The 10766-nt window shown below is 70.9% G+C and carries 12 protein-coding genes and 1 pseudogene; 4 read left to right on the top strand and 9 right to left on the bottom strand.

Annotation, left to right across the window (positions count from 1 at the left end):
* Positions 1-273, top strand: a 273-nt coding sequence (locus ABD951_RS01205; protein ID WP_345341246.1) for a hypothetical protein, incomplete at its 5' end; no start/stop codon positions are given.
* Positions 274-851: 578 nt separating this feature from the next.
* On the opposite strand, the gene ABD951_RS01200 is transcribed toward ABD951_RS01205, so the two are convergent.
* Genes ABD951_RS01200 through ABD951_RS01180 form a run of 5 tightly spaced genes read right to left on the bottom strand, consistent with a single transcriptional unit; the run spans position 852 to position 7020 of the window.
* Complete coding sequence (locus tag ABD951_RS01200; protein WP_345341245.1) at positions 852-1205, bottom strand: iron chaperone; 354 nt, start codon at positions 1203-1205, stop codon at positions 852-854.
* A gap of 9 nt (positions 1206-1214) precedes the next feature.
* Positions 1215-1808 carry a DUF4232 domain-containing protein gene (locus ABD951_RS01195; RefSeq protein ID WP_345341243.1) on the bottom strand — a complete coding sequence of 198 codons (594 nt, stop codon included), beginning with the start codon at positions 1806-1808 and terminating at the stop codon, positions 1215-1217.
* Positions 1805-3238, bottom strand: a complete 1434-nt coding sequence (locus ABD951_RS01190; RefSeq protein ID WP_345341241.1) for an HAD-IB family hydrolase — start codon at positions 3236-3238, stop codon at positions 1805-1807. Before ABD951_RS01190 ends, ABD951_RS01195 begins: the two co-directional genes overlap by 4 nt.
* On the bottom strand, positions 3235-5520 hold the full coding sequence (locus ABD951_RS01185) for a glycerol-3-phosphate 1-O-acyltransferase (protein ID WP_345341239.1): 2286 nt from the start codon (positions 5518-5520) through the stop codon (positions 3235-3237). Before ABD951_RS01185 ends, ABD951_RS01190 begins: the two co-directional genes overlap by 4 nt.
* A gap of 30 nt (positions 5521-5550) precedes the next feature.
* A complete protein-coding gene (locus ABD951_RS01180; protein WP_345341237.1) occupies positions 5551-7020 on the bottom strand; it encodes a wax ester/triacylglycerol synthase domain-containing protein in 1470 nt (489 codons plus the stop codon).
* A gap of 424 nt (positions 7021-7444) precedes the next feature.
* Between ABD951_RS01180 and ABD951_RS01175 the strand changes: the two genes are divergently transcribed.
* Positions 7445-7756, top strand: coding sequence for a hypothetical protein (locus ABD951_RS01175; RefSeq protein WP_345341235.1), 312 nt, complete (start codon positions 7445-7447; stop codon positions 7754-7756).
* Positions 7757-7932: 176 nt separating this feature from the next.
* Positions 7933-8256, top strand: coding sequence for a hypothetical protein (locus tag ABD951_RS01170; RefSeq protein WP_345341233.1), 324 nt, complete (start codon positions 7933-7935; stop codon positions 8254-8256).
* Positions 8257-8297: 41 nt separating this feature from the next.
* Here the strand turns inward: ABD951_RS01170 and ABD951_RS01165 are convergent, their stop codons facing one another.
* Genes ABD951_RS01165 through ABD951_RS01150 form a run of 4 tightly spaced genes read right to left on the bottom strand, consistent with a single transcriptional unit; the run spans position 8298 to position 10326 of the window.
* Positions 8298-8939 (bottom strand): Type 1 glutamine amidotransferase-like domain-containing protein, encoded by a 642-nt coding sequence (locus ABD951_RS01165; protein WP_345341231.1) that lies wholly within the window; start codon positions 8937-8939, stop codon positions 8298-8300.
* Positions 8939-9775: a maleylpyruvate isomerase family mycothiol-dependent enzyme gene (locus ABD951_RS01160; protein ID WP_345341229.1), complete on the bottom strand. Its 837-nt coding sequence runs from the start codon at positions 9773-9775 to the stop codon at positions 8939-8941. The genes ABD951_RS01165 and ABD951_RS01160 overlap by 1 nt, the downstream gene beginning before the upstream one ends.
* 27 nt (positions 9776-9802) lie before the next feature.
* Positions 9803-9952: a hypothetical protein gene (locus ABD951_RS01155; protein ID WP_345341227.1), complete on the bottom strand. Its 150-nt coding sequence runs from the start codon at positions 9950-9952 to the stop codon at positions 9803-9805.
* The gene (locus tag ABD951_RS01150) at positions 9949-10326 is read right to left on the bottom strand and encodes a DUF488 domain-containing protein (protein ID WP_345341224.1); all 378 of its coding nucleotides are present in this window, start codon (positions 10324-10326) and stop codon (positions 9949-9951) included. The genes ABD951_RS01155 and ABD951_RS01150 overlap by 4 nt, the downstream gene beginning before the upstream one ends.
* Before the next feature lie 319 nt (positions 10327-10645).
* Between ABD951_RS01150 and ABD951_RS01145 the strand changes: the two are divergent.
* Positions 10646-10766: pseudogene (locus ABD951_RS01145) on the top strand (NAD(P)(+) transhydrogenase (Re/Si-specific) subunit alpha); the annotation flags it as partial.

Here is a 10766-nt window from a genome sequence, read left to right as displayed (position 1 = left end):
CGCGATTTCGTCGCGGACGGAATCGCCGACGATGCCGTCGACCGCATCCACCGCGGTGAGATCGACGACTGGGTTCGTGCGCTGGCCTGGTCGGGTCTGTTCACCAACCTCGTCGTGGCGAGCGCAGCGCACGCCTGGCGACGTGATCCGCGTTCCCTGCTGGACGCCCTGCTGGGGGCGGCCGACGAGGTCACCGTCAGACGCGTCGATGCCGCCTGGAACGCGCTGGACACGGCTGCGCGGCTCAGTTCCGCCGCGGCCGTCAACGAGTGAGAGAGCAACCGTCGAACTCACCGGCCCGAAGCGCCGCCCGTCACACGCGCGGTGCCGCCCCGACGCGGCAACGGGTTCCCTCCACCGGACAGGTGCACGGCGAACGCCGTAGCCCTGCCCACCACCGCCTCGCCCCCACAGACGGTCGAGGCTCCGAGACCACGGCACCGTGCCGATGGATTCCGAACAAGGGAAGAAGAAAAATGGGTTCCTCCGATTCAGACCTCGCAATGATCAAGAAGATCCAACCGGTCGTCAGCGGCCTCGGCACCGTCATCGGTGGCGTCGGTGCGGCACTGGGAGTGGTCGCCGCGCTGGCCGCATTCAGCTGACCGAGCAGGTGGGGCCGGGGGAGCGCGGCGTTCGCTCTGCGGTCGTGGCCAGTGCGCCGCCGGCGGCGATCGCGTCGCGTCGGGGACCGGGTGGGGTCCCCGACGCGGCTGCTTCCGGTGCATCGGGGCCGGGCCGGAGCCCGGGGCCGCATGGTGAGCGGGCCTCACGTCCTCGATCACGGAGTACGTGACACGCCCCGACGGCCCGCGCCGGCCGGACCGGCCCGCTGATGTGGTCGGGCGACGTCAGGGCGCCCGCTGCTCGGCGAGGAGGGCGGCGATGCGCCCGATCAACTCGTAGGGGATCGGTTTGCGCAGCGGGAATTTCGCGGTGCCCGGGCCGGAACGGTACGGGGCCAGGTCGGCGGCGAACGCCTCGTCGCCGTCGGGCAGCGGGTAGACACTCACGTGGTTCTTCCACCCGGCGAAGTAGACGACCGGTTTGCCCGCGGCGGTCACCGTGGGGATGTCGTAGCTGATCCTCTCGCCGGCGCCGGGGATCTGGTCGTGCAGGACGCCGCGCACCCGCTCCAGCACCGTGCGGGTGGCCTCCGGGAACGAGGCGAGGTAGGCGTCGACCGTGTCGAATTTCGTTGTCATGCCCCGTCCTCACTGCGCCGCGGCCGACGTCACCTGCAACTGGTCCACCCCGTACTGCGCGCACCCGGTGCCGGGGCGGGCGGCGTACAGGGCGTCCTCCGTGTTCGGCGGGTACACGCGCAGCCCGGCGACCGGCGTCGGGTCGCACTTGTCGGCCGGGTAGTTCAGCACCTGCACGGCCCGCACCGTCGCGCTGGCGCGGCCGCCGGGTGACAGGCTCACCGCGGTGCCGGTGTCGCCGGACTGCGAGGCCGCGGCGCCGACCTCGGTGCCCTTTTCGCCGGTGACGTAGGAGACGCCCGGGAACCCGTGCAGCGTGCAGGCGCGTCCGCCGGTGTTCGTGAACACGATCGGGATCGTGACCGACCCGGCCGACCCCTCCTCGCGGCCGAGACGCAGCGACAGGTCGGACGCCGTGCACCCGGCCGCGACGGCCACCGGCGATGCCGTGGTGCTCGCCGCGGTACCGGACCCGGTCGCCGGGGCGAACGGTGAGGTGGTCACGGACTCCGTCGACCCGTCGGATCCGCAGGCGGCGAGGGCGGCCACGGCCACCGCGCCCGCCGCCGCGGCCGCCCACCGGGCGACCGTCCGGCGGGTCACCGGTGCCCTCGGTGCAGGCAGTTCTCGAACATCTCCCGGACCTCCTGCACGTGCTCCTCCATCGTCTCGGCCGTCCACCCCTGCGTCGGCACCGGTTCGAGCACCGAGACGTGCACGGTACCGGGATGGGCGACAAGGGAGTTGCGCCACATCAGCTCGCCGGCGTCGTGGATCACGATCGGCACGATCGGCACCTGCGCCTCCATCGCCAGATGGAAACCGCCCTTCTTGAAACGCAACATCCGCGGCGTGGGGGAGCGGGTGCCCTCGGGAGCGATCACCAGCGAGGTACCCGACTTCAGCTTCTCGACCGCCGGTGCCAGCGCGGCCCTCGCCTGAGCGCTGTCGGACCGGTCGATGTACGCGACGTCCAGCAGGGCGCCGACCGGGATGAACCGCGGATCGTGGGAGGCCTCCTTCTTCGCGACCCCGGTCACGTCGCGGCGGACCACGGCGCCGAGCACCAGCACGTCCAGCGAACTCTGGTGGTTGAACATGAACACCGCGGGCCGGTGACTCCACGCGTTCTCCCGGCCCTCCACCTCGACGGTGATCCCGCAGATCGTCAACGCGATGTCGGGTCCGACCGAGCCGACCAGGTTGGCCGCCGTCTGCCGGTTGCGGGTCAGCAGACCCACACCGACCCCGAGGGCGGCGGTCGTCATCAACGACCCCATCGCCACGGCGGTCCGCGCGGTCGCCAGCGGCGTCGCACCGCGCTGCGGCTTGCTCAGGTGCACGATCGGCCACCCGCTCCGCCGCGCCTGACGCGTCAGCCCCCGGTCGGGATTGAGCGCCACCGGGTGCCCCACCGACTCGAGCATCGGAACATCCTCGGCGCCATTGGAATACGCGAAGGCGTTCGCCAGGTCGGCGCCCCGGCGGTCCGCGTAGTCGCGCAGCGCCTTCGCCTTCGCCGGACCCCACAGCGGCGGCGAGGCGAGCGCGCCGGTGAGCATGCCGCCCCGTAGCTCCGGCTCGGTGCACAGGATGTCGGTGATGTCCAGATCGTCGGCCACGTCCCGCGCCTGGTACGGGGTCGCGGACGTGGCCATCACGACCGTGTGCCCGGCGCGGCGGTGCGCGGCGAGGATGCCCCGCGCGTCGCGGTAGATCATGCCCGCGATCTCCTGCCGGAACAGGCGTTGCCCCCACTCGCGCAGCTCGTCGTCCTGGCGGCCGGCCAGCCCCCGCACCGCGATGTCCATCAGGGCGCCGACGTCGGCACCGCGGAACTGGGTGTCGAGGGCCGCACCCGTGGTCCGCAGCAGTTCACCGAGCCCGATGTCCATGTTCCGCAACCGGTTCCGGTACACCACCGACGCCGAGTACCCGGCGATCAGCGTGCCGTCGAGGTCGAACGCGGCCAGCGTGCCCGGCCCCGGCGGTGCCTCGGCGATGGCCCGGCGCAGGCCGTCGAGGGCGCTCACCGGCCGGGTCCGTCCTGCGCCGCGCCGGCCCGGGCGAAGTTGTCGAGGCGCGCGTGCGTGAGCGCGCGGATCCGCCGCACCCGGTCGACGAGGACGGCGATCTCGTCGGCGAACTGCTTGCGCCGCTCGACGAGGTCCGCGGCGTCGGACTCGACCAGGCCGCGGTTGCGGGCCAGCGCCAGCGCCGTGCCGAACAACTCGCCCGAGATCGATTCGCTGCTCGCGATCTGCTGGCGCAGCCGGCGCTGCTTGGCGATCGCCAGCGCGTGTGTCACGAACGCCTGCTCGTCGAACTTCCCGGACACCGGCGCGTGCATCAGCTCGTCGGCCACGACCTGGTAGGCCTCGAGGAACGGCTGCAGCACCCGATGCGCGAGGTACGGCCGCACCGCGCCGAGCATGTTCCCCGCGTACTCGGGGTCGGTCAGCTCGTCCTCCCAGCCCGGCCGGATCAGGCTCAGCTCGTCCCGCAGCTGCTGCTCGAAGGTGCGCTTGTTGGAGAAGAAGAACTCGAACTTGAGCAGGTCGCGGATCCGCTTGGCCTCGGCCCACCCGTCGGCGATCGGATCGGTGAACTGCTGGTCCGCCGCGGCCAGCAGGACCAGTTCCGCGATCGCCCGGACGATCAGGAAGTGGATGCTGTTGTTGCGGTAGAACGCCGCGACGAGATGCTGATCGGAATCGAGGTAGAAGACGCGCTCGTCGCCCTTGTCGAAGCGGCGCAGCACCCCCGAATCCACGTGCGTCTGCAGGGCCTTCCGGATCACCTGCGGGTTGGTCAGATCCACGTCGCCGGCGGTGGGCAGCTCGCGGGCCAGGATGTACTCGATCAGCGGCGTCAGGATGAACTTGAGCTCCGCGACGGTCAGCGCCCGTTCCTCGATGCCGAGGAACGCCAGCAGCACCAGCGACGACGCGGTGATCGGGGTGACCTCGTTGATCCGGTGGCACACCTCGAACGCCGTCTTCTGGATCGCGCGCCGCTCGTCGGGGTCCTGGGCGAGGGACTCCGCCAGCGACAGCGGGCGGCCGATCGTCACGTGCGCGACGCCGCGCCGATTGCCCTGCGCGCGGACGTATCCGACCATCCAGCGCAGGCCCTCCTTCTGCTTGGCCTCGCCGTGCGCCTCCGCCGCCATCGTCTTGACCTCGTACAGCTGGTCGTACACCAGCGACACCGGCACCAGGTAGACGTCAGAGGCGACCGACGCGTGGAAGGCCTGCGCCAGGTAGGTCAACAGCCCGTACTTCGGGGGCCGCAGTTTCCCGGTCCGGGTGCGCCCGCCCTCGATGTACCACTCGAGGTTGAACCGCTTGGTCACCAGGTAGCGCATGTACTCGCGCAGCGTCCACTTGTACACCGGGTCGTCGCCGATCTTGCGGCGGATGAACACGGTGCCGCTGCGCTTGCCGATCGGCCCGATCGGCCAGAAGTTGATGTTCAGGCCGCCCATCACGTGATTGAGCGGAAGGTCGTTGGCCAGCAACGCCGGACGCAGCACCAGCGGGTCCAGGTACGACCGGTGGCTGGGCAGGAACACCAGCGAATGCTTGTGGTTCAGCTCGCGCAGCTCGTCGAACCGGGCGCTGTCCACGTCGAGCCGGTAGGCGCGGGAGAAGTAGCGGCCCAGCCGATCCCACAGCGCCACCGCCCGCCGGCTCTGCGTCGCGACGAGTTCGTCGAGACCCTCCCGGGCCCGGCGGTCCACCTCGCCCGGGTCGATCCGGAGGTCCACGGCCAGCTGCCGGGTGCCCTCCCGGTACCGCCGGCTGTCGGTGATCTCGTCGACCACGAACCGGGACACCTTGTACTGGTCCCCGAGCAGGGTGCGTTCGGCGCGTTCCAGCGCGAGCGCGGCCTGCCGGCGAATGAACTCCGGCAGCGACCCGCCGCCGCCCTCGGCGAGCCGGCGAACGAGGTCGCTGAGCGGGGCCGGCTCGCCCTCGATCACCCGGCACCGGGACGGGTCGTTGCGGAGCATCCGGCGCTGCGCGCTCCGACCCGGGTGCAGCGGGTCCCGCGGCGACAGCGCCTCCCGCAGCCGCTGCGATCCCGGCTCGTGCGGGTCGCGCGGCAGCCACACCACCCGCACCGGGGTGAGCAGCGGGTCGTCCTCGCGTTCGCTCAACTCGGTCAGCGACTGGTCGTTGATCGTGATCGCCGTCGCCGGAATCGAGGAGCGGCTCACCTGCAGACCCAGCCACGTGTTCAGGACGCCCGACTCGGTCTCGGTCATCGCCTCGGTCAGGAACACGCGCGGTCGTGTCTCGTTCGCCGTCATCGTGGCTCTCCCGTCATCGCGAGTCTCCCGTCATCCCTGCGGCTGCTCGGCCGCCCCGAGGCCCACCACCTCGTCGAGTCCCTCCTGCAGGCAGTCCATGAACAGGGCCGGTTCGGTGACCGCCGCGGTGTCCAGGTTGACGCCGATGCAGCAGACGCCGACGTGGGAGACCATCGTCGCCATCACCGCGCAGCCCGGTGCCGGACCGAACGGGAACATCCGCTCGATCCGCGCCCCGGCCAGGTAGACCGGCACCGGCACCCCGGCGACGTTGCTCGCCTGCAGGTCCAGCCCCGAGGACTGCGAGAGGTACCAGTCCGCGAGCAGCCACGTCGGCAGCAGATTCGCCAGCGGTGCGGCCAGTTCGAGTGCGTCGAGCGCCGGTTCGTCCCGCAACCCCAGGACGATCGCCCGCACCTTCGCGATCCGCGCGACCGGGTCGGGTTCGGTGGCGGGACCGGCGAAGCGCACGGCCGTGAACCGGTTGCCGCCGGACGGGTCCGCGCCGGTGCGCATGCTCACCGGCATGCCCATCGGGACCGGGCAGGGCTCCTGGCCCCGCTTGCGCTGGTAGCGGGCGAACCCGCCGAGCAGCGCCGCGACATACGCGTCGTTCACCGATCCACCCGCCGCGTGCGCGCCGGCTCGAAGTTCCGCCAGCGGCACCTCGAGCACCCCGAACCACCGGCCGAGTCCGCGGTCGCGCAGCAGCGGCGATCCGGTCGCGGACGGGGGCGTGACCACCCGCCGCAGCGAGTCCGCGTACGCGAGCACCTCAGCCGCGGCGGTCAACGGGTTCGTGGCCGCGGCGGTCGCGACCCGTGCCGCGGTGCCGGCCAGGTCGCCGATCCGCCCCGGCGCCCGCCGCAACCACCCCTTCAGTTCCTCGCCGAACGCGGTCACGGTGTTCAGTCGTTCCGGCGGGGCAGGCAGCCGGTCCGGCTTGTCCGGTGTCGGCTCCCGGCGGCGGCTGTGCAGCAGCGTCATCAGCCCGATGCCGCCCATCCCGTCGGTCATGCTGTGGTGCGTCTTCACCACGTACACCGCGCGACCGTCGGCGAGCCCCTCGATCAGCATCGCCGTCCACGGCGGCCGGGCCTTGTCGAACGGTTCGGTCGCCAGGTGCCTGCAGATCCGCAGCGCGTGGTCGAAGCTCGCCGGGTCGGGCAGCCGCACCCGGCGCAGGTGGTAGTCGAGGTCGAACTCGGGGTCCACCGACCAGACCGGATTGCCCAACCCGAACACCGGCTCCACGGCCCGCATGCGGATCCGCGGCACGATGTGTGAGGCCCACTCGTGCGCCTTGACCAGCCGGTCCCAGTCCGGTGGACCGTCGAGGACGTCGACCGCGACGATCGGGGAACGGAGCTGCGGCTTGGCCTCCTCCATCCGCCACATTCCGGTCTCGAGATCCGACATCGAGCGGGACCAGGCCGTCGCGGCACCGGAATAGTCGACGTCCACCGCGCTCGGCGGAATCGACGGTCGGCCATCGCCCATGTCGTACTCCCCACGGTTGTGCTGCTGCCCGAGGTCGTCGGGTTCAGTCTGTACCCGGCGCCCCGGGGTCGGGGCGGTTTCGGCGCTCGCTGTCGGTCGTGTCGCCGGGGCCGGCCGCTCGTCCCGGTGACCGGGACGGTCGCCGGGACGAGACCGGACCGGCGACCGCGGCGGGTGTCGGCGGCATAACCGCAGAAAGTGACGCAGATTACATTTCCAGAACGTCCGATGTGGGGCAACACGCACCGCGTGTAACCCGATGTTCCGATCCTGGCAACACAAACTTCGACGCGAACGCGTTAAGTTCCCCGCATCGCTCGGCCCCCGGAAAGCGTTACGGGCCGTGTGGTGCGTGTCGTTCGAACGGAGGGCACGGCGAGGCGTCACGTCTGGGTCGCGTGGCACGGTTGTGAGGAGTCACGGGATGGGCGTTCTGTCCGAGGCGTTGGACGGCATGGTTCGCGCGGTGTTCGCGTACGAGTGCGACGGTCTCGACGCCACCGCCGTCGCGGCGATCCGGGTCGGGCGGACCGACCGCTGGGTGCGCTCGGTCGCCGACTCCGGGTTGTTCACCGAACGGGACGTCCGCAGGGTCGAGGCCGCGTGGCGGGCGGATCCGGAACTGCTCGTCGACGCCCTGCTCGACGGCGCCGACGAGGTCACCCGCCGGCGTTGCACGGCGCGCCGGGTTCGTCCGGTTCCGGCGCAACTCCGGCAGGTCCCGGCCTTCGGCTGACGACCACTCGTCGTAACGTTCGTCACACCAGTCACACTGGCCACTCTGTTACCGGATTGTGGCGATTCGTCCTCGCCACAGCGCCGAATCCGGGCTAGGTTTGGCTCCAATCGCTCCAGCGAGTCGCAGCGTTACACCAGGCACGAGAAGTCGTACCCGACGAAGGGACCGGCACCATGAACGATCTGGCATCCCCGACGAAAGACCTAGTCAACGCGGTGCTGTTCTGTGAGTGGGACGGTGGCGAGATCGACGTCCACGCCATCGATCGGGTGCGTGCCGGCGAGATGGACGAATGGCAGGAGGCCCTTTCGGAGAGCGGCCTGTTCACCGACTCCGCCCTCATGACGATCGCCGGTGCGTGGCGACGCAACCCCGAACTTCTCGTCGACGCGCTGCTCGGCGGCGCCGACGAGGTGTCGCGGCGCCGGTTGAAGGTTCCGCGCCAGCTGTCGCTGCTCCCGGCCATGCTGCCCGACCGCATGGTGGTCTTCGGCTGAGCCGCCCGATGAACTGACGGCGCGGCCGACTCCCGCCCGGGTCACGCGTCCGACGAGCCCTCACCGACGACGATCACCTCGTCGTCGGTGAGGGCTCGGTGCGTGATGCCGTCGCGCCGATATCGATGCACGATCTCCTCGATCAGCGCGGACTCCGCCGGCTCGTAGCCGGGCGAACGGTAGTGCGGAACGATCGCGTCGTCGATCAGGCCGAGCCCGTCCCAGATCACCGGCACGCCACACGTCGGCTCCACCTCGCCGGGATCGTCGACCAGTTCGAGCCCCCGCAGACTCGGGGCCATCACGCACGCACCGGCGCTGTAGCCCGCATAGACCAGGGCGTCCTCGCGCAGCAGATCGGTGAGAACGGTGTCCGCGCCGCTGCGGGCCAGCTGGGCGCGCAGGACGAAGGTGTTGCCGCCGCGGACCCACACGAGGTCGTGGCCGGACAGCTCGGCGCGCAACCGGTCCGGCGCGCCGACGAAGTCCCGCAGGTCCACCTCGCGCGCGTCGAATCCCATCCGCCGCAAGGGAACCAGATCCGAGACCACCGCCGACGCCCGTGCGGGCCCCCACGCGTCCGCGGCGTTCGCGACGACCGCCGCCCGGCCGGGTCGTCCGACCAGTCGCAGCAGGCGGTCCGGGTGGGCGCCGAACCGGTACGACGCGAGGAACAGTCGCATCAGATGGTGAACGCGAGATTCGACGCGATCTGCCGGCCGAGGTCCTCGTCCCCGGTGACGGTGATCTCGCCGAGGTGCTCCGCCGCGGGCACCCGGCCGCCGCAGAGGCGGGTGAACAGGCGTGAGTCGAGCGCCAGCGTCGTGGTCGCGGGCCCCGGCAACGTCGGCACCACCGCCGCCCGGCCCTCGACCGCGACGTGGATCTCCCGGGTCACCGGTCCCGACAACGCGAACGTCACCGAGGACCCCTGCGGCGCGCGTCCCTTCTTCCCGACGGCGAACCCGAGGCCGGGCAGGAGTTCGGCGAACGCGTACTCGGCGCGCACGCCGCCCTCGTCACCCGGCAGGCCGATCGCGTCGCGGATGTCGTGTTCGTGAAACCAGCAGTCGAACAGCCGGGTTCGCATGAAGCGTCCGTAGCTGTCCGGTCCCACCGGGGTCATCGCGTCCGCGTCGAAGTCGGCCTGGGACATCGCCTCCAACGTCCGGGACCGGCGCGTCATGATGTCCCGGTACGCGGCGAGCATCTCGTCGGGGGAGTGGCCGCGCAGTCCGACGATCCAGCGTTCGTTGTACGCGCCGATCGGGTTGTGCACGTGTGCCGTGTCGGGGACGGCGTCGGCCGGGACCGGTGGTTCGACGCCGGCGAGCATCGACTCGGTGCCGATCAGATGGGCGACGACGTCCTGCACCGACCATCCCGGCAGTGGTGACGGCAGCGCCCACTGCTGTGGCGACAGACCGGCGAGGACGGAGTCGATCACGTCCCACTCGGCGGTCAGGGCGGTGGTCAGTGGTTCCTTGGCGAGCAGCGTGCGGGTCCGGGCTTCGCTCATCCGGTCACTGTAGGGCCGATCCGGCGATCACCCCGCGAATCCGTCGACCGTCGGCGTGCCCGAGGTCGGCCCGCAGCGCGGGCAGCCGTGGCCGGGGCCGTCGGGCAGGAACGCACCGCAGTCCGGGCACACCCGGTCGAGCCAGCAGACCGGGTCGCCGCCGAGGTCGTCGGTCACGGGATCTCCTGGAGGAACTCGGCCAGCACGTCGGCGTGGCTGTGCTCGACGTCCCGGGTCGCGGTCAGCAGGACCAGGGGACGGCCGTCGGCGAGCGCGGTCACCCGGGAGACGGCCTCGCGACCCTCGTCGGACTCGAGCTCCGCCCGGTAGCGGGCGCGGAACTCCCGGAAGTGTGCGGCGTCGTGGCTGTACCAGCGTCGCAACTCACCGGACGGCGCCAGTTCCTTCGCCCAGTCGTCGTAGTGGAAGTCGTCCTTGCGGATGCCGCGAGGCCACAGCCGGTCGACGAAGACCCGGAACACGCCCGGCTCGGGTTCGGGGTGGTCGTACACGCGCTCGACGGTCACGTTGGGCGTCGTCCTGCTGGTCATCGGCACCTCCGCAAGGTTCGCTCACGACCAGTCTAGGTTCGCGGGTTTCCGTGCGCGGGTTACTGACCAGGACATACGTCCAGATCTCACTGTGCAGGAGGTTTCGGGGTGATGCGGCTCACATTCGACCGGCCGATTCGGTGCGTTGTCCTTGATCGGATTCGATTCAGTGTCCGATTTGTGGGATTACAGATCCCTACGAGACCGTAAGTCTGGCTAGCATTAGCTACCTCGTGCCGCCGGATAGTCATCCGCTCGTCGCACGTGGGCCGCCATCCGTCGCGGTCCGCCCACCACCAATCGCAGGAAAGTAGTCACGTTGGACACATCGAAGAGCACGCCCCAGGCGCGCCCGACGGTCGGCGTCGTTCGGGAGACGAACGACGGCGAGCGGCGGGTGGCGCTGGTCCCGAAGGTCGTGACCACCCTGATCGGCAAGG

The organism is Rhodococcus olei, from assembly GCF_039540555.1.
Lineage (GTDB): Bacteria > Actinomycetota > Actinomycetes > Mycobacteriales > Mycobacteriaceae > Rhodococcus_G > Rhodococcus_G olei.
This window is presented reverse-complemented; position numbering and strand designations above follow the sequence as displayed.

Excerpts from the sequence above, each read along its gene's own strand:
- ABD951_RS01175 (WP_345341235.1), top strand. The coding sequence starts at position 7,445 with ATGGGCGTTCTGTCCGAGGCGTTGGACGGCATGGTTCGCGCGGTGTTC.
- ABD951_RS01160 (WP_345341229.1), bottom strand. The coding sequence starts at position 9,775 with ATGAGCGAAGCCCGGACCCGCACGCTGCTCGCCAAGGAACCACTGACC.
- ABD951_RS01185 (WP_345341239.1), bottom strand. The coding sequence starts at position 5,520 with ATGACGGCGAACGAGACACGACCGCGCGTGTTCCTGACCGAGGCGATG.
- ABD951_RS01165 (WP_345341231.1), bottom strand. The coding sequence starts at position 8,939 with ATGCGACTGTTCCTCGCGTCGTACCGGTTCGGCGCCCACCCGGACCGC.
- ABD951_RS01170 (WP_345341233.1), top strand. The coding sequence starts at position 7,933 with ATGAACGATCTGGCATCCCCGACGAAAGACCTAGTCAACGCGGTGCTG.
- ABD951_RS01150 (WP_345341224.1), bottom strand. The coding sequence starts at position 10,326 with ATGACCAGCAGGACGACGCCCAACGTGACCGTCGAGCGCGTGTACGAC.
- ABD951_RS01200 (WP_345341245.1), bottom strand. The coding sequence starts at position 1,205 with ATGACAACGAAATTCGACACGGTCGACGCCTACCTCGCCTCGTTCCCG.
- ABD951_RS01180 (WP_345341237.1), bottom strand. The coding sequence starts at position 7,020 with ATGGGCGATGGCCGACCGTCGATTCCGCCGAGCGCGGTGGACGTCGAC.